Origin of the sequence: Paracoccus sp. SSK6 (genome assembly GCF_039770665.1) — a bacterium.
Lineage (GTDB): Bacteria > Pseudomonadota > Alphaproteobacteria > Rhodobacterales > Rhodobacteraceae > Paracoccus.
The window spans coordinates 144,388-161,636 of record NZ_JBDPNJ010000003.1 but is presented as its reverse complement, the minus strand read 5'-3'; the positions used below and the strand labels follow the sequence as shown (position 1 = coordinate 161,636).

At 67.8% G+C, this 17,249-nt stretch carries 12 protein-coding genes; 7 read left to right on the top strand and 5 right to left on the bottom strand.

From position 1 onward, the window contains the following. Positions 1-77: 77 nt before the first annotated feature. Entirely contained in the window at positions 78-1,598 is a 1,521-nt protein-coding gene (locus tag AAIL68_RS03885; RefSeq protein WP_347138207.1) for an SARP family transcriptional regulator, read from the top strand. On the opposite strand, the gene AAIL68_RS03880 is transcribed toward AAIL68_RS03885, so the two are convergent. The 4 genes from AAIL68_RS03880 to AAIL68_RS03865 all read right to left on the bottom strand — a co-directional run bounded on the left by AAIL68_RS03880 (position 1,595) and on the right by AAIL68_RS03865 (position 6,511). Then, on the bottom strand, positions 1,595-2,662 hold the full coding sequence (locus AAIL68_RS03880) for an endonuclease/exonuclease/phosphatase family protein (protein WP_347138206.1): 1,068 nt from the start codon (positions 2,660-2,662) through the stop codon (positions 1,595-1,597). The genes AAIL68_RS03885 and AAIL68_RS03880 overlap by 4 nt on opposite strands. Positions 2,663-2,700: 38 nt before the next feature. After that, positions 2,701-3,480 (bottom strand): 3'(2'),5'-bisphosphate nucleotidase CysQ, encoded by a 780-nt coding sequence (locus AAIL68_RS03875; protein ID WP_347138205.1) that lies wholly within the window; start codon positions 3,478-3,480, stop codon positions 2,701-2,703. Then, a complete protein-coding gene (locus AAIL68_RS03870; protein ID WP_347138204.1) occupies positions 3,467-4,816 on the bottom strand; it encodes a TldD/PmbA family protein in 1,350 nt (449 codons plus the stop codon). Before AAIL68_RS03870 ends, AAIL68_RS03875 begins: the two co-directional genes overlap by 14 nt. A 102-nt stretch (positions 4,817-4,918) precedes the next feature. Beyond that, the gene (locus AAIL68_RS03865) at positions 4,919-6,511 is read right to left on the bottom strand and encodes a DUF2125 domain-containing protein (RefSeq protein WP_347138203.1); all 1,593 of its coding nucleotides are present in this window, start codon (positions 6,509-6,511) and stop codon (positions 4,919-4,921) included. A gap of 256 nt (positions 6,512-6,767) precedes the next feature. On the opposite strand from AAIL68_RS03865, the gene AAIL68_RS03860 reads away from it, so the two are divergent. The 3 genes from AAIL68_RS03860 to AAIL68_RS03850 are packed head-to-tail and all read left to right on the top strand — an operon-like array spanning position 6,768 to position 8,949. Then, positions 6,768-7,529, top strand: a complete 762-nt coding sequence (locus AAIL68_RS03860; RefSeq protein ID WP_347138202.1) for an amino acid ABC transporter substrate-binding protein — start codon at positions 6,768-6,770, stop codon at positions 7,527-7,529. After that, positions 7,526-8,200 (top strand): amino acid ABC transporter permease, encoded by a 675-nt coding sequence (locus AAIL68_RS03855; protein WP_347138200.1) that lies wholly within the window; start codon positions 7,526-7,528, stop codon positions 8,198-8,200. The genes AAIL68_RS03860 and AAIL68_RS03855 overlap by 4 nt, the downstream gene beginning before the upstream one ends. Then, positions 8,197-8,949, top strand: a complete 753-nt coding sequence (locus AAIL68_RS03850; protein WP_347138198.1) for an amino acid ABC transporter ATP-binding protein — start codon at positions 8,197-8,199, stop codon at positions 8,947-8,949. The genes AAIL68_RS03855 and AAIL68_RS03850 overlap by 4 nt, the downstream gene beginning before the upstream one ends. A gap of 188 nt (positions 8,950-9,137) precedes the next feature. Here the strand turns inward: AAIL68_RS03850 and AAIL68_RS03845 are convergent, their stop codons facing one another. Then, the gene (locus AAIL68_RS03845; protein WP_347138196.1) at positions 9,138-9,569 is read right to left on the bottom strand and encodes a hypothetical protein; all 432 of its coding nucleotides are present in this window, start codon (positions 9,567-9,569) and stop codon (positions 9,138-9,140) included. Between the two features lie 156 nt (positions 9,570-9,725). Here AAIL68_RS03845 and AAIL68_RS03840 point away from each other — a divergent pair, with 156 nt between their 5' ends. The 3 genes from AAIL68_RS03840 (at position 9,726) to AAIL68_RS03830 (ending at position 17,144) form a co-directional block, all read left to right on the top strand. Continuing rightward, on the top strand, positions 9,726-10,652 hold the full coding sequence (locus AAIL68_RS03840) for a glucokinase (RefSeq protein ID WP_347138195.1): 927 nt from the start codon (positions 9,726-9,728) through the stop codon (positions 10,650-10,652). Positions 10,653-10,773: 121 nt separating this feature from the next. Beyond that, positions 10,774-12,630 (top strand): autotransporter assembly complex family protein, encoded by a 1,857-nt coding sequence (locus tag AAIL68_RS03835; RefSeq protein ID WP_347138193.1) that lies wholly within the window; start codon positions 10,774-10,776, stop codon positions 12,628-12,630. After that, positions 12,630-17,144, top strand: a complete 4,515-nt coding sequence (locus AAIL68_RS03830; RefSeq protein WP_347138192.1) for a translocation/assembly module TamB domain-containing protein — start codon at positions 12,630-12,632, stop codon at positions 17,142-17,144. The genes AAIL68_RS03835 and AAIL68_RS03830 overlap by 1 nt, the downstream gene beginning before the upstream one ends. Positions 17,145-17,249 lie beyond the last annotated feature (105 nt).

Genomic DNA, 17,249 nt, shown 5'->3' with positions numbered 1-17,249 from the left:
TGACTTTGGGGAAAGCGTAACAACGGTAAAGGATTTCGCCTACAGCTTTTCTTGCCATGCAATCGCTGACGCTTAGATTGATGGGGCCCGTTGACCTGATCGGTCAGGGGAACCTGCGCCTGACGCCACGCGGGATGCGGGCCCGTGGCGCGCTGGCGGTCATGGGCAGCGCTGTGGCCATGCGGGTGCTGCGCGCGCGGCTGCAGGATCTGCTGTTCAGCACGCGCGAACCCGAACAGGCCAATGCCAGCCTGCGCCAGGTCCTGCGCGAAATCCGCATCAGCCTGGGGGATGACCGGGATGCCCTGGTCGGCGGGCCGGGATGGGTGGGCCTGGACAGCGGCATGGTCCGGCTGGACATGACCGCGCGGCCGGGCCCGGACGGGCAGATGCCCGAATTCGCCGCCGACCTGGACATCCCCGATCCCGAATTCGAGAATTGGCTGCGCGACGCCCGGATACATGCCGAACAGGCCCTGACGCCCCCCGTGGCCGAGCCTTCGGTCCTGCCGGTGCTGCTGACGGCCGATCCGGTGGCAAGCGACGTGGAGACCGGCGTGATCGCGGCCATGGTCATGGGCGAAGCCGCAGGCCGGGTCTGCGACCTGGTGCCGATGGTCGCCATGCCCGACCGCGCCGATCCGGGGCAATCGGCCATCGTGCTGTCGGCCGTGGCCAACCGCCTGAACGGGGAAATCCATCTGCTGGTCAAGCTGAGCCACCGGCCCAGCAGCCGGCTGTTCTGGTCGCACAAGTTCGTGCTGGACGCGGGCAACTTGACGGGCGCCATGAACGACTGCACGGCGCAGGTCTGCGTGGGCGTGATGCGCGTGCTGGAGGCCGTGCGCACCGTCGATGCGGCGCTTGGTGTGTCCTTCGCGGATGTGTTCAGCTTCAACCAGGCCCGGCTGCATCGCGCCGAACAGGCCCTGGCCCGGATGGACGACGGGATCAACGCCTCGCTGACCATGGCGCTGCGGGCCTGGGTGCGCACCACGCAGGTCTTCGAACGCCTGGCGCCCGATCCCCAAGGCAGCATCCGGGAAGCGCAGGACTTCGCCACCAGGGCGCGCGAGGCCGATCCCTACAGCGCCACCGCCCTGGCCGTGGGATCGGTGGTCGAGGGTTATCTGAACCACGGCCAGGTCAGCTACTGGCTGGCGCAGCAGGCGGTGCAGATGGATGCGCGCAATCCCCTGGCGCGCTATGCCTATTCGCAGGCCCTAACCGATCTGGGCCGCCACAAGGAGGCCCACCGCGAGGCGCAGGCAGGCCTGGCCGAGGCGCTGTCGGTGCTGAACCCCGCCACCTGGCAGATGCGCATGGGCATCGCCCTGACCCGCCTTGGCCGCTTTGACGAGGCCGAGCAGCGCTTCGACGCCGTCCAGCAGTTCGCCCCGGAAAACCGCCCCTCGCTGCGCTTCTTGGCGGCGCTGCGATACCGGCGCCGGGACGAGGCGGGCGCCCTGTCGGCCCTGCAGGCGCTGAAGAAGGTCGAGCCGGGCTTTTCCCTGGACCTGATGGGCAGCGACAGCTATCCGGTCGCCACCCTGCGCCAAGGGGGTCTGCTGGGGATCACCCGGTCGGGGTTGATCTAGGCCAGGGGCCCGTTTTCCAGGATCTTCTCGGCCTCCTCGATCATCGGGTTCCAGTCGAAGCGGGCCACGATGATGCCGTGGTCGTTGAAGCCGAGGCGCTTGCGTTCCGCATCGGTCGCGGTCAGGTGGTCGTTCAGCACGCGCATGTCCCGAAACGACCATCGGCGGATCGCCGAATGATCGTAAAAGGAATCCGACACCATGATGTGGTCCAGGGACTCCATCTGGTTCTGGTGGATATAGGTGTAATAGACGTGCCGGAAGGACCGCAGCTGCTGCAGCTTTTCCACCGTGTAGAGCCCCAGGTCCGACTTGTGGCCCGCCGTGCTTTTGGCAAAGAAGCGATAGCCAGGATTTCCCGTCAGCAGTTCCGTTGAAACCGACGTGGTGGCGTCGTTCAGATCACCCAGGACCACGACCGGATCGTCGTTCCCGCGCATCCTGTCGTTCAGGATGGCGCGCAGGGCCCCGGCCTCGACCATGCGGCGGACATGGGACACCACGGTCTGCGCGATCAGCCTGTGGCGGCGCAGCACCGGATTGCCGCCGTCGTCCCGCAGCGATGTCGGCCCCTTGGATTTCAGATGGGCCACATGAACGGTGATGTCGGGCGTGCCGTCCGCCTTGTTCACCACCGCGCGCAGCAGCGGGCGAGAGAACTTGCGGATCGTGACGCTGACCGATTCCGCCGCGTCGCGGGCTTCCTGCAGGTCGATGAAACGCGCGTCGTCGGGCAGATCCTCGATCCATTCGGGATCGTCCTGCAGCATCCCCTTGCGGACGGCCAGGGCGACCTGGATGCCGGGCGGGTCGGTGGTGCGGGCGACCAGGTCATAGCGGCCGCGCAAGGCGGGACGGTCGAAGATCTCGGCCAGAGCCTCGGCATCCCAGCATTCCTGAAAGCCGATGATGTCGGCACCAATGTCGTCAAGGACGAGTTCGGAAAAGGCGATCTTGGCGTCGTATTGATCCTGACTCCAGCCGTCGTCGTCATAGATCGGCTGGCCGGGCAGGTTGAGGTTCAGCAGGTTGAAATTGGCGATGCTGATGTCTTTGCGTGCCATCGGGATGCCCTCGGGGGATGGCCCGATCATACCACGGATCACGCCATGCCGGCCCGCATTTCCCCATGCAGCCTCGGCCCCGCGACGATCATGCCGTCCACGGTGGCGCGCGGGCTGTTGAAGCGCATCGGCTGGCCGTGCCGGTCGGTGGCGATGGCGCCCGCGCATTGCGCGATCAGGCTGCCCGCGGCGATGTCCCATTCCCAGACATGGCGGACCGACAGCGCGGCGTCGAACCGGCCCTCGGCCACAAGGCACAGCCGCCAGGCCAGCGACGGGCGGAATTCCCGGCGGAAGGGCGGGGTGCGGCCATCCTTCCAATGCTCGGGCTCGGTCGCGGATTTGTAGGTCAGCACGCGCGCGCCCGCCAGGCCGTGGTCGCTGGGCCGGATCGGCTGGCCGTTCAGCAGCGCGGGGCCACCGGCGAAGGCGGTGAAGGTCAGGTCCATCGCGGGCAGATGCACCACGGCGGCGATGATCCGGTCGCCTTCCGCCACGGCCAGCGAATGGGCAAATCCCTGCTGGCCCGCGATGAAGGCGCGGGTGCCGTCGATGGGGTCGATGATGAAGCAGCGCCGCGCGTCCAGGCGGGATGCATCGGCCTCGCTTTCCTCGGACAGCCAGCCGTAATCGGGACGCGCGCCCGTCAGCATCGTCTGCAGCGCGTCGTTGACGGCCAGATCGGCCTCGGTCACGGGGCCTGCGTCGTCGGGCTTGTCCCAGGCCTTGGGCTGGGCGCGCCAGAAGGACAGGGCGATCGGCCCGGCGGCCTGGGCCGCGCGGACCAGCAGGGCCAGATCCTCCTCAGGCCCCGGCAACGGTCATCCCCCGGACCAGAAGGCTGGGCACCTCGGCCCCGCGCCAGGGCAGGGCGTCGTTCGCGGCCTCCAGCGTCATCAGCATGTCGCGCAGGTTGCCCGCGATGGTGCATTCGTTGACGGGATAGCTGATCCTGCCGCCTTCGACCCAGAAGCCCGCCGCGCCGCGCGAATAATCCCCGGTCGTGCCGTTGATGGATGCGCCCAGCATGGACGTGACCACCAGCCCCGTTCCCATCCGCGCGATCAGGTCGTCCTGCGTGGCGGAGCCCGGCGTCAGGATCACGTTGCTGTTCGTGGGCGAGGGGGCCGAGGACATGCCGCGGGCGGCGGATGCGGTGCTGTCCATCCCCAGCTTGCGCGCGGTCGCCAGATCCAGCGTCCAGCCTTGCAGCACGCCGTTCTCGACGATCTTGCGCGCCCTTGTCGGCAGCCCCTCGGCATCGAAGGGGCGGGACGATGGGTATCGCGGGCGCAGCGGATCCTCGGTCAGGTCGAACCCTTCGGGCAGGACTGGCTGGCCCAGATCCTTGCGCAGCCAGCTTGCGCCGCGCGCGACGGCAGCGCCGTTGACCGCCGAGAGCAGATGCCCGATCAGGGATGATGCGACGCGCCGGTCATAGAGGATCGGAAAGGCCCCCGTGGGCGGCTTCCGCGACCCGGCGCGGGCCAGCGTCCGTTCGGCGGCAAGGCGGCCGATCTCCTCGGGCGCGGGCAGATCCTCGGCCCAGACGCGCGATTCCCCGGCATAGTCGCGCTCCATCCCCAGCCCCTCGCCGGTGATGGCGACGGTGGAGATCGCATGGGTCGTGCGCCCGTAACCCCCCGAAAACCCGTTCGAGGCAGCAAGCCACAGGAAGCGGCGGCTGAACCCGGCATTGGCGGATTCCACCTGGGAAATGCCCGGCACGTCGCGCGCCGCGGCCTCGGCCCGCAGGGCCATGTCCTGCAGGTGATCGGGCGAGGGATCGGGCCGGTCGTCTGCGATCTGCAACCCGTCCGCGTCGCGCTGGCGGGCAAGCTGGTCGGGATCGGCCAGGCCCAGCATGTCATCGACCGGCGCCTCGCGCGCCATCGCCACCGCCCGTTCGGCCATTTCGACAATCGTCGCCGGACTGTGGTCGGATGCCGAGACGCTGGCCTGCCGTCCGCCGATCAGCACGCGCAGCCCGATCTCCACCCCCTCGGCCCGGTCGGCATGTTCCAGGACGCCGCCGCGCATGTCGATGCTGGTGGATTGACCGCGAGAGGCCAGGGCGTCGGCCTGGTCCGCCCCCGCCCGCCGCGCCGCATCGACCAGCGATTCGGCCAAGGCCTGCAAATCCACGGATGACATGGCTTCTCCTTCAACTCGTCAGCCTGTTTTGCGGCGCATCGCGGCGGGCCGCAAACGAAAAGGCCGGGACGCCTGCCCCGGCCCGTGCCTTTCGGGGTTGGCTTACTTGACCTGCTGGCCGTTCGCGAAGATCGACCCGCCTTCGCGGAACTCGATCTCGGAGGTCAGGCGGTCGGGATTGCCCGCGTCCGGCTTGGCGAACATCGCCAGCATCATCCGCATCCCCATCATCTGTTCCTGCGGGACCAGGCCCATGGCGACCAGCTTGTCCATCAGCCCGTTCACGCCTTCGAACGTGCCGTTCAGCGTGCCCACGGGCTCGTTCGGGTTGTCGCCGAAGTCCAGGGCGCCGCTGATGTCGGCCTTGGCGCCGACCGCGTCCAGGGCGATCTTGTTGATCGTCAGGGTCTTGGGCGTGAAGGGCGCATCGGTGGGGGCGGCGGCATCGGCTTCGGCCATGGCCGGGTCGAACAGATCCCTTGTCACCATCGCATCGCCCGACAGGTCGATGGCCAGGCTGGCCGGATCGCGGGACAGTTGCTTGTTCGGGTCGAACAGATCCCAGATGCCATCGGCGAAGGTCAGCCCTTCCAGGGCATAGGCGAACCTGAAGGGCTGCGCCGCATCCGCCTTGCTGACCGGGATCAGCAGGTCGAAGCCCGTGCGGTCCGCGCCATAGCTGACCGGGAAGGGCAGGCTGCTGACCGTCACCTCGACCCTGGTGTCCGCGACATTCCCCTTGTAGCCGATGCCCTGGGCCGACATCTGGATCGCCACGTCCGTCGCGCCGTTCTGCACGGTGCCCTTGCCGGTCTGGTCCTGCCCGTTCTCGTCCTTGCCCGCGACATCGAAGCTGACATTCATCGCCTCGAAGGCAAGGGTGGTCTGCAGGTCGAAGCCCGCCGCCAGGGCCTTGGCCATGTCCGCGCCAGGATCCACCGCCTCGGCCGGGGTCTTGACCGAACCCGTGCTGGACAGCCCGGTCATCCTGGCCTGGATGTTCACGCTGCCGGGGCCATCATTGCCTTCCGGCATGGTGCCCGCGACCTGCATCGTCGCCTCGGACGCCTTCACGTCGAAGGTCGTCCGGGTTCCATCGCCCGTGACGCTGCGCTGGGTGCCGGTGACATCGCTCAGCGTGCCGGACAGGGGCAGGGTCGTGCCCTGGGCCGGATCGGCCGGCATGGCGATGTCGAAGGCCAGCGACGGATAGCTGTATTCGTAAAGCATGTCCTCCGGCGTGCCGGAAACAAGCGTTTCGTTGCCCGGCGCCTTGAGGGTGCCGGTCATGGTCGCCTCGACCGTTTCGGGCTGGGCGGGATCAGGCTGGGTGGAGGGCTCGGTCCCCTCGGCGGGGGCGTCCTCGTCCGCGTCAGACGGCGCGGGGACGGTGAAGCGGCTTTCCAGGGCCACGTCGCTGTCGATGACTATGCGGACCTTGGCATCGCCGGTTTCCTGGAAGGTCAGCCGGGGAATGGTGATCGTCGTGCCGCCATTTTCGGCGGTTGCGGTGAAGACGGCATCGGTGACGGTCAGCGTGCCGCCCGCATCCTCGGCCTTGCCCGTGACCTGATAGCCATAGCCGGCATAGGTCTTTTGCAGGTTTTCCCAGACCTCGGCCGGGGTGACATCGGCCAGGACGGGGGCGGCGCCAAGGGTCAGCGCCAGGACCGAGGTGGCAGCGGAACGGAACATGCCAGGAACCTTTCGGAAATTCGTTGCTTGCGGGATTTGTGGCACAGTGCCCCGCGCTCGCCAAGGGAGCAATCGCGTGATCCGGGTCCGCGACGGGCGGGCCGGGGAACATTGTTCCGCCCTTGCCCGTTTCCCGGCACCTGTTGTCCCGTTTGCCCGCCGCCACCGCAAGGCCGGTTCTTTTCCCCGCCAGGCCGCTTGCGCGGCCCGCCCGCCCGGCGCATCTGAAGGTAATGAAGATCAAGGAGTTTTCGCCATGCGCAGCACCATCCTGTCCGCCATCCTGGCCCTGACGACCGCCCTGCCCGCCGCCGCGGACACGATCCGCGTCGGCATGTCGGGCGGATACTTCCCCTTCACCTTCACCCGCGCCAATGAATTGCAGGGCTTCGAGGTGGACCTGATGAACGCCGTGGGCGAGATCACCGGCGACGACATCGAATTCGTCACCATGTCCTTTTCCGGCCTGATCGGCGCGCTGGAATCGGGCCGCATCGACACGGTCGCCAACCAGATCACCATCACGCCCGAGCGAGAGGCGAAGTTCGCCTTTACCCAGCCCTACGTCTATGACGGGGCGCAGGTGGTGGTGAAGAAGGGCAACGAGGGCACGATCACCGGCCCCGAAAGCCTGAAGGGCAAGTCGGTCGCCGTGAACCTGGGATCGAACTACGAGGAACTGCTGCGCGCCCTGCCCTATGCGTCGGAAATCGACATCCGCACCTATGAATCGAACATCGAGCAGGACACCGCCTTGGGCCGGGTCGATGCCTTCGTGATGGACCGCGTGTCATCCGCCCAGGTCATCAAGGAAAGCCCCCTGCCCCTGGCCCTGGCGGGCCAGCCCTTCAGCGAGATTCAAAACGCCCTGCCCTTCCGCAAGGACGAGGCAGGCCAGGCGATGCGCGACAAGGTGGATGCCGCCATCACGCAGTTGAAGGAAAACGGCAAGCTGGCCGAAATCTCGCAGAAATGGCTTGATGCGGATGTGACGAAGCCCCTGGCCGCCGCCGAATGAGGGGGCTGGATACCGCCTATATGGGGGATCTGGTGCCGGTCATCCTCGGCTATGTTCCCCTGACACTGGGCATGGCGCTGGTCGCGATGGCGGCGGCGCTGTGCCTTTCGGCGGTCCTGGCCATCGTGCGCGTGCTGCATGTGCCGGTCGCTGACAGCGTGGTGGCGGTGTTCATCAGCTTCTTCCGGGGCACGCCGCTCTTGGTGCAGCTGTTCCTGTTCTACTACGGCCTGCCGCAACTGTTCCCGGCGATGACCAGCATCGACGGGATCACGGCGGCGGTGATCGGCCTGACGCTGCATTTTTCCGCCTATATGGCGGAAAGCATCCGGGGCGCGATCCTGGGGGTGGACCGCAGCCAGTGGGAGGCGGCGCAAAGCATCGGCATGACGCAGGGCCAGCTTCTGCGCCGCATCGTGCTGCCGCAGGCCTCCCGCGTGGCGGCGCCCACGCTGATGAACTATTTCATCGACCTGATCAAAAGCACTTCGCTGGCCTTCACCTTGGGCGTGACCGAGATGATGGGGGCGGCTCAGAAGGAGGCGGCGGGCAGCTTCCTGTATCTGGAGGCCTTCCTGGTCGTCGCGGTGATCTACTGGATCATGGTCGAGGTTCTGTCCGTGGGCCAGCGCTGGATGGAACGCCGTCTTGGAAAGGCCACCGCACGATGAGCCGCACGATGAAATGCGAAATCGACATCGCCGGGCTGGTCAAGAGGTTCGGGACCACGACGGTCCTGAACGGCATCGACCTGTGCCTGAAACCGGGTGAGCGGGTGGCGATCATCGGTCCCTCGGGCACCGGCAAATCGACGCTGCTGCGCTGCCTCAACTGGCTGGACCGCCCCGATGCCGGGCGCATCACGGTGGGCGACCTGTCGGTCGATGCGGCCCGCGCGACGCGGGCGCAGATCCTGGCGCTGCGGCGGCGGACGGGGTTCGTGTTCCAGAACTATGCGCTGTTCGCCAACAAGACCGCGCGGCAGAACATCATGGAAGGCCTGACCACCGTGCGCGGCTGGTCCAAGCCCAAGGCCATGGGGCGCGCCGATGAAATCCTGGCCCAGATCGGGCTGGCAGACCGCGGCGACAGCTATCCCGCAGCCCTGTCCGGCGGCCAGCAGCAGCGCGTGGGAATCGGCCGCGCCATGGCGCTGGATGCCGACCTGCTGCTGTTCGACGAGCCGACGAGCGCCCTTGATCCCGAATGGGTGGGCGAGGTTCTGGATCTGATCCGCAGCATCGCCGATGGCCGCCAGACCATGCTGATCGTCACGCATGAGATGCAATTCGCGCGCGAGATCGCCGACCGGATCGTCTTCATGGAAGGCGGGCGGATCGTGGAACAGGGCCCTCCCGCGCAGATCTTCGGCGATGCGCAGGATGACAGGACACGGGCGTTCCTGCGGCGGGTGGGTTGAACCACAGAGACTGGCAAAGGCCACCGCCTTCGCCCTGCGCTTCACGCCCACCGGCGTCGGGCGCTGGCCTATCGTGGGCTTAGGTGGCAATGTCTCTGATGGAGCCGGATCACGCGGGCGGGGAAACGCAGTGCGTTTCCTTCTCCCGCCCCTTCACGGAAGCGGACTATACCGCTTCTATCTTGCCCCTACCGCAGCCCCGCCGTCTGGTAATACACATCCACATCGCGCGCGGTGTCATAGCCGATGCCGGAGGCGATGATGCAGCTTGTGTCGTCCTTGCGGGGTGCGACCAGCGTCCAGGTGCCCATCTGCTGGGATGCCCAAAGCTCGGTCGCGGCATGGCCGTCGCCGGGGACGGGGGCTTCGTTGAAGTCGTGCTTCAGGGTCTGGTGAATCTCGGCATCATCGGCGCAATAGGGCTGGTCGCCCACCGCCATGTTGGACGTGGGCAGATCCTGGGTCTGTTCCAGCAGCGTGGCGGTTTCGACGCCGGCCATGGCGGACCAGGCTTGCACGGGCTGGTCTGGGCGCGTCGCTGAAACGGCAGGCATGGCCATCAGAGCCACGACGCTGCCGGCCATTCCCAGGCTGGCGATGCGGTTGGCGATGCGGGTCATGGTTTCGGCCTTTCATCCAGTGTTTGCTGGGGGAAAAACGTGTGGACACCGGATCGGGTTCCGACAGGGCCCATGACGCGGCGTTGCGCCGCCCATGGAAACCGGGCAATTCTGTCGCGAGTTGAAGGGCCAAGGCGGCAGGAGAGGCGGATAAGAATGGCGATACTTCTGGGCGATGTGGGGGGCACGAATGCCCGGCTGGCGATCGCGCGCAACGGCATCATCGACAGGCAGACCGTGACGCGCTTCCGGGGCGACGATTATGCCAGCTTCGACGATGTCGTCCGCCAGTTCCTGCAGGAACAGGACCAGCCGCGCATCAGCGCCGTCTGCGTGGCCGTGGCGGGCCCGGTCAGCGGCGGGCGGGCAAGCCTGACCAACCGCGACTGGGACTTCGACGAGGACCGGCTGGCGCGGCTGACCGATGCCGATCACGTTCGCCTCATCAACGATCTGACCGCGATGGGCTATGCCACCCCCGTCCTGTCCGGCGATGGCCTTGCCACCCTGCGAGTTGCGCCCGCCAGCCGGGCGCGCAACGGCCAGGGCCTTGTCGTGAACCTGGGCACCGGCTTCAACGTCTGCGCCGTGCGCAGTCTGCCCGGCGGCGCCATTGCCGCCCTGGAGGCCGAGGAAGGCCATACCAGCCTGCCCGCCAACATCTATCTGCGCCTGCTGGACGCGGTGGGCCCCGAGGCCGTCAAGGGCTTCATCTCGACCGAGGAAGCCTTTGCCGGCCGGGGGCTGTCGCGGCTGCACGCGGCCCTGACCGGCACCGATCCGGTGCGCAGCGAACAGATCGACGCCGCAGCCGACGCGGGCGATCCGGCGGCCAACGCCACCTATGACCTGTTCACCGATCTGGTGGGGCTTCTGTGCCGCGAACTGGCGCTGCGCTTCATGCCCCTGGACGGGCTGTTCCTGGCGGGCAGCGTGGGCCGCAGCATCGCCGACCGCATGGACCGCTTCGAGGCGTCCTTCCTGGCCGAGCCCTATATGCGCCACATTCCTGAAAATACGCCGGTCTTCCTGATCCGCGACGACATGGCGGCGCTGCATGGCTGCCTTGCCGCGCTGTCCTGAGGGCAACAGCTCACGGAAAGCTGAACGCTGGCCGTTTTTTTGCCCATGAATCGCTGGATCCGCCGGGTCGATCCTGTTCAAATGGCCCCAAAGCAAGAACACACATACACGGGCAGGAACAATGCGGGCATATCTGCGGGCGGTGCTGGTGGCCGTCGCCACGGCGGGCTTGGGGGGCGCGGTCTGGGCGCAGTCATCCAACCCCTTCTCGGGGCTGTTCGGCGGCCGGGATGAGAGCGAAGGCCCGGTATCGCTGCGCTTCCAGGTGCAAGGCGCGGATGATCTGGACCAGACGCTGCGCAACGCCTCGCTGATCTCGGGCGCCTTGTCGGAAGGCCGCACCACCGGCCAGGACGTGCTGGCGGCGGCACGGGCCGATTACGCCCGCATCCTGGGCAATCTTTACGACCAGGGCTATTATTCCGCGATCATCAACATCACGCTGGATGGGATCGAGGCGGCCGAGATCGCGCCCCTGGATGCCCCCGCCACCGTCCGCCAGGTGGTGGTCGCCGTCCAGACCGGCCCGCGCTTCCGCTTTTCCCGCGCGGCCATCGCGCCGCTGGCCCCCCGGACCGAACTGCCCGCCGAATACCGCCAGGGCGGCATCGCGGGCACCGGCACCATCCGCAGCGCCGCCCGCGCGGGGGTCGAGGGCTGGCGCAATGTGGGCCATGCCAAGGCCGACGTGGCGGGCCAGGAAATCACCGCCGATCACAACAACAACGTGGTGGACAGCCGGGTCGGTCTTGCCCCCGGCCCCGCCGTCCGCTTCGGCCGCCTGAACATGCGCGGATACGACCGCATGAACCCGCGCCGGCTGCACAAGATCGCGGGCCTGCCCGAAGGCGAGCGGTTCGACCCCAAGGAGATCGAGGATGTCAGGAAGCGCCTGCGCCGGTCGGGCGTCTTTTCCGCCATCACGCTGGAGGAGGCCGAGACGCTCAACCCCGATGGCAGCATGGACATCAACCTGACCGTGGTCGAACAGAAGCCCCGCCGCATCGGCGCGGGGTTCGAGATATCAAGCACCGACGGGGCCATGGTGTCGGCCTACTGGATGCACCGCAACCTTCTGGGCGGCGGCGAGCGCCTGCGGATCGAGGGCGAGGTCAAGGACATCGGGTCCGACACCAGCGGCCGGGACGAACGCGTCACGCTGCGCATCGACCGCCCCGCCACGGTCACGCCCGATACCACCGCCTATGTCCTGACCAGCCTGACCCGGATGCGCGAGGAGGATTACGACGAGGATACCGGCCTGATCGGCCTGGGCTTCAACCACGTCTTCAGCGACCGCTTCACCTTCGACACAAGCGTGCAGTACCAGTTCTCGCGCGTTTATGACGACCTGGGCGAGACGGATTTCAAGGTGCTGGCCTTTCCGACATCCGTGATGTGGGACGCGCGGGACACAGAAAACAACGCCAAGCGCGGCTATTACCTGCAGGGCGACGCCACGCCCTTCAAGGGCTTCGACGGCACCGACACCGGCGTGCGCGTGCTGGGGGAAGGCCGCGCCTTCTATTCGCTTGGACCCGAGGACCGCTTCACCCTGGCGGGCCGCGCCCGCATCGGCAGCGTCCTGGGCAGCGAAATCCAGAACACCCCGCGCAACTACCTGTTCTTCTCGGGCGGGGGCGGCACCGTGCGGGGCCAGCCCTATCAGTCGCTGGGGGTCGAGGAGATCCGAGGTCCGAACGGCCCGATCAAGACCGGCGGCATGAGCGTGGCGAACCTGTCGGCCGAGGTCCGCTGGCAGGTGCGCGAAAAGATCGGCGTCGTGGCCTTCGCCGATTACGGCGAGGTCTGGGCGGAAGACGGCTGGAACGGCGGCAGCGAATGGCACTCGGGGGCGGGGATCGGCGTTCGGTACAACACGCCCATCGGGCCGCTGCGTTTCGACGTGGCCGGACCGACCGGGGGAAACACCGGCGAGGGCGTGCAACTGTATCTGGGACTGGGGCAGGCGTTCTGATGAAGACCGGGCTGATGAAGACGGGGCTGATGCGCAAACTCTGGCTGATCCTTTTCGCGGTCCTGTTTCCGCTGTCGGTGATGGCGCAGACCGCCGCCGAGATTTCCCGGCAGGAAAGCGACGACCGGGGCTTTCTGACCCGGCTTCTGGAACGCAACCTGTCGAGCGCGGGCCGCGAGGTCGTGATCGAGGGTTTCGAGGGCGCGCTGTCGTCCCGCGCGACCTTCCGCCGCATCACCATCGCGGACGGGGACGGCGTCTGGCTGACGCTGAACGACGGCGCGATCCAGTGGACGCGGTCCGCCCTGCTGCGCGGCCGGATCGAGATCGCGGAAATGTCGGCCCGCGAGATCCTGCTGCCGCGCCTGCCCGTCAGCGAAGCCAAGGCTCCCACCGCCGAGGCGCGTGAGTTCGAATTCGCCCTGCCCGACCTGCCCGTCGCGCTCAACATCAACCAGATCAAGGCCGACCGGGTGGAACTGGGCGAGCCCGTGATCGGCCTTGCCGCCGCCATTTCCATGCAGGGCGGCATGAGCCTGGAAGGCGGCGAGGGGCAGGCCAAGCTGGCGATCCAGCGGCTGGACGGCCCGCGCGGCAGCTTCAACCTGGATACCGGCTTTTCCAACGCCACGCAGATCCTGCGCATGAACCTGACCTTGGACGAGGCCGAGGACGGGTTGCTGGTCAACCTGATCGACCTTTACGACAAGCCTTCGGTCGTGGCGGAAATCAGCGGCGAAGGCCAGATCAAGGATTTCGGCGTCGATATCAAGCTGGCGACCGACGGGCTGCCGCGCGTGACCGGCCGGGTTTCCGCAGCGGGCGGTCCCGACCAGCAGGGCAATCCCGGCACCAATTTCCGCCTGCAACTGGGCGGCGACGTGGCCTCGCTTCTGGCGCCGGAAAACCGCAGCTTCTTCGGCAATCAGGTGCAGCTTCTGGCCGAAGGCTGGCGCGGCGACGACGGGCGGCTGGCGGTCCCCACCCTGAACCTCGCGACCGAGGCGCTGACGCTGGACGGCAACCTGGCCGTGAACGCCCAGGGCGCGCCGCAGAACGCCAACCTGCTGATTACCCTTGGATCGGATGCGGGCGCGGCGCAGGTGCCGGTTCCCCTGCCCTTCGCGGGCGAAGATGCGACCGTCGAATCTGGACGGCTGGAGTTGCAGTATGACGCGGCCCAGGGCCAGGGCTGGACCCTGAACGGCCGTGTCGGCGCCCTGGATCTGGGCGATCTGCGTCTGGGGGATCTGCGGCTGGACGGGTCGGGCGCTGTGGTTCTGGACGGCGGCAGCCTGCAATCGGTGAACGGTGGCATCCGCTTCGGATCGCGGCAGATGGTCTTTACCGATGCGGGCCTGGCCCAAGCCATCGGGCCGGAAATCACCGGCAGCACCCGCTTCGACTTCACCCCCGGCAACGCGGTCGAATTCACCGACCTGTCGGTCAACGGCAGCGATTATGGCCTGGACGGCTTCCTGCTGCTGTCGGGTCTTGGCAGCGGCTTCGTGGCCTCGGCCGATCTTGATGCGCGCTACGAGGATCTGGCGCGCCTTTCGACCCTGGCGGGGCGGGACGTGAAGGGCCGGGCGGATGCCAGTGTCACCGGCTATTACAGTTTCCTGACGCGCGGCTTCGACGTGGATGCCACCGTCACCGGCAGCGACATCGCCGTGGACCAGCCGCAACTGGACCGGCTGCTGGAAGGGCAATCCACCATCACCCTGGACGCCCGCCGCGACGCGACCGGAATCGAGATCGGGCGGCTGGCCGTCAACGCGCAGCGTCTGACCGCGCAGGCGCAGGGCTATGTGAACAGCCTGTCCAGCGACGTGACCGCGACCATCTCCATGCCGTCCCTGCAGGACGCCGACCCGGATTTCTCGGGCGCGCTCCAGGCGGATGCGAAGCTCTCGGGCGCCAGCGGCGCGCGGCAACTGACCGTCAGCGGCGAGGCCGCCGATCTGCGCATCGGCATCGAGGCCTTGGACAATGCCTTGACCGGCACAACGACGCTGACCGTCCTGGCCGCCGAAAAGCCCCAAGGCTTCGAGGTCGAGGTGTTCCGCCTTGCCAACCCGCAACTGCGGGCCGAAGGGCGCGGCAGCTTTGCCGAAGGCGCGCTTGACGCCAGCGTCGATCTGTCGGTCCCCGACTTGGCGGCCATTCGCCAGGGCTGGACCGGCGGCTTCGACGCCATGGCGCGGCTGTCCGAACGGGAGGGCACGCGCTTCATCGACCTGACCGGATCGGGCCGGAACCTGTCCTTCGGCGTCCAGAACGCAGACGCCGCCCTGACCGGCACCACCCGCCTGCGCGTCCAGGCCGAGGAAAAGGACGGCACCGTCACCCTGCGCGATGTGGAACTGGTCAACGACCAGATCAATGCCAAGGCGCAGGGGGTCTATGGCCCCGGCGTCACGGACATTTCCGCCGATGCGACGGTCCGGTCGCTGGCGCCCTTCGGCCCCGGCTGGCGCGGCGCGCTGGATCTGACCAGCAGCTTTGCCGAGGCGGGCGACGGCATCCGGCGGCTGGAAGTCAACGGCACCGGGCGCGACCTGTCCTTCGGCCAGGCGCAGGTGGACGGCGCGCTTGCGGGGGAAACCCGGCTGGCCGTCACCGGAACCGAACGGGACGGGGTCTTCACCATCGAACAGGCGCGGATCGACAACCCCCGGCTGGGCGTGACCGCCACGGGCACCATCGGCGGCGACCAGACGGATGTGAAGGCGCGGGTCGAGGCGCAGGATCTGCGCTTCCTGGGCAACGGCATCAGCGGCGCCCTGCGCGGCGATGCGCAACTGGTCCAGCAGGGGACCACCCGCCGGATCAGCGCCACGGGCACGGCCAACGGCCTTTCCTTGGGCCAGCCGCGCGTCGACCCGCTGCTGGCGGGCCAGACCAGCTTCGATGTCGCGGCCACGCAGGGCCAGGCGGGCCTGTCCTTCCAGCGGCTGAACGTCCAGAACCCGCAACTGCGCATCCAGGCCAATGGCGACACCGCCAGCGGCATGACCGTCGAAGCCCGCCTGACCGATCTGGGCCTGCTGCAGCCCGAGTTCCCCGGCCCGGTCGAGGCGCGCGGCAGCATCCGCGAGGAGGGCGCGAATTTCGTGCTGGACCTGAACGCCACCGCGCCGGGCAATACCCGGATGCAGGTGGCGGGAAGTGCTGCGCGCAGCTTCCAGACCGTGGATCTGCGCATCAACGGCACCAGCGACGCCTCCATCGCCAATACCTTCATCCGCACCCGCAGCATCGAGGGCCCGCTGTCCTTCGACCTGGCCATCGACGGCGCGCCGTCATTGCAGGCCGTCAGCGGCCAGGTGCGGCTGACGGACGGCCATATCTCGGACCCCGGCGTCGGCATCCGGCTGGAGGGGGTGAACGTCACCGCCGATCTGGCGGGCGGGCGCATCGGCGTGAATGCCGAGGCCGCCGTTGCCAGCGGCGGGCGGGTGCAGGTCAGCGGGCCGGTCGATCTGCAAGGCGGCACGCTGGATCTGGCAATCGTGCTGGACCGGGTGATCGCGCGCGACCCGAACCTGTACCAGACCGAGATCAACGGCCGGTTGCGCATGTCGGGCCGCAATGCCGATGGCCCGCTGATCTCTGGGACCATTGACCTGGGCGAGACCGAGATCCGCATCCCCTCGACCGGGATGGGGGGCGCCAAGGCGATCCCCGACATCAACCATGTGGGCGACACGCGCCCGGTCCGGTCCACCCGCGCCAAGGCCGGGCTGGAACCCTATCCCAGCGTTGCGTCCCGCGAGGCAGGATTGGCGGGTCCGCCCTCGACCCCGCCCGCCGCGCCGCCGCGGCTGGATCTGCTCATCAACGCCCCGAACCAGGTCTTCGTGCGCGGGCGCGGGGTGGACGCGGAACTGGGCGGATCGCTGCAGGTGCAGGGCACCACGCGCAACGCCATTCCCATCGGCCATCTGGAACTGATCCGGGGCCGGGTGGACCTGCTGGGCAAACGCTTCGACCTGACCGAGGGTCTGGTGGAACTGCAAGGCAGCCTGATCCCGGTGATCCGCCTTGTGGCCGAAACCGAACAGGACGGCATCACCACCCGCATCATCATCGACGGAGAGGTGCGCGACCCCGACATCACCTTCGAATCCTCGCCCGAACTGCCCGAGGAGGAGGTGCTGTCCCACCTGCTGTTCTCCCGCGGGCTTGAAAACATCAGCCCGCTGCAGGCCGCCCAGCTTGCCAATGCCATCGCAACGCTCGCCGGGCGCGGGGGCGAGGGGATCATCGGCAACCTGCGCAACCAGGTTGGCCTGGACGACCTGGACCTGGCCACCGACGACGACGGCAATGTCCAGGTCCGCGCGGGCAAGTACCTGTCCGAGAACCTGTACACCGATGTCTCGGTCGGGGCGGACGGCAAAAGCTCGATCAACCTGAACCTTGACGTGACGGATTCGCTGACCGCGCGGGGCTCGGTCGGCAGCGATGGCGACAGCACGCTGGGGATCTATTTCGAACGGGATTACTGACCATGGGCGGGGCAGGGGCAGCGGATGCCCCTGCCCTGTCGGTCAGGCCCGCAAAAGGCAGGCATCGGCAATATCTTGCATTCTCATTATTTGGCGGCATCCTTT

What these genes read in the sequence shown, in the direction of transcription:
- AAIL68_RS03830 (WP_347138192.1), top strand. Translation starts at nt 12,630, where the DNA reads ATGAAGACCGGGCTGATGAAGACGGGGCTGATGCGCAAACTCTGGCTG.
- AAIL68_RS03850 (WP_347138198.1), top strand. Translation starts at nt 8,197, where the DNA reads ATGAGCCGCACGATGAAATGCGAAATCGACATCGCCGGGCTGGTCAAG.
- AAIL68_RS03835 (WP_347138193.1), top strand. Translation starts at nt 10,774, where the DNA reads ATGCGGGCATATCTGCGGGCGGTGCTGGTGGCCGTCGCCACGGCGGGC.
- AAIL68_RS03870 (WP_347138204.1), bottom strand. Translation starts at nt 4,816, where the DNA reads ATGTCATCCGTGGATTTGCAGGCCTTGGCCGAATCGCTGGTCGATGCG.
- AAIL68_RS03845 (WP_347138196.1), bottom strand. Translation starts at nt 9,569, where the DNA reads ATGACCCGCATCGCCAACCGCATCGCCAGCCTGGGAATGGCCGGCAGC.
- AAIL68_RS03855 (WP_347138200.1), top strand. Translation starts at nt 7,526, where the DNA reads ATGAGGGGGCTGGATACCGCCTATATGGGGGATCTGGTGCCGGTCATC.
- AAIL68_RS03865 (WP_347138203.1), bottom strand. Translation starts at nt 6,511, where the DNA reads ATGTTCCGTTCCGCTGCCACCTCGGTCCTGGCGCTGACCCTTGGCGCC.
- AAIL68_RS03840 (WP_347138195.1), top strand. Translation starts at nt 9,726, where the DNA reads ATGGCGATACTTCTGGGCGATGTGGGGGGCACGAATGCCCGGCTGGCG.
- AAIL68_RS03860 (WP_347138202.1), top strand. Translation starts at nt 6,768, where the DNA reads ATGCGCAGCACCATCCTGTCCGCCATCCTGGCCCTGACGACCGCCCTG.
- AAIL68_RS03880 (WP_347138206.1), bottom strand. Translation starts at nt 2,662, where the DNA reads ATGGCACGCAAAGACATCAGCATCGCCAATTTCAACCTGCTGAACCTC.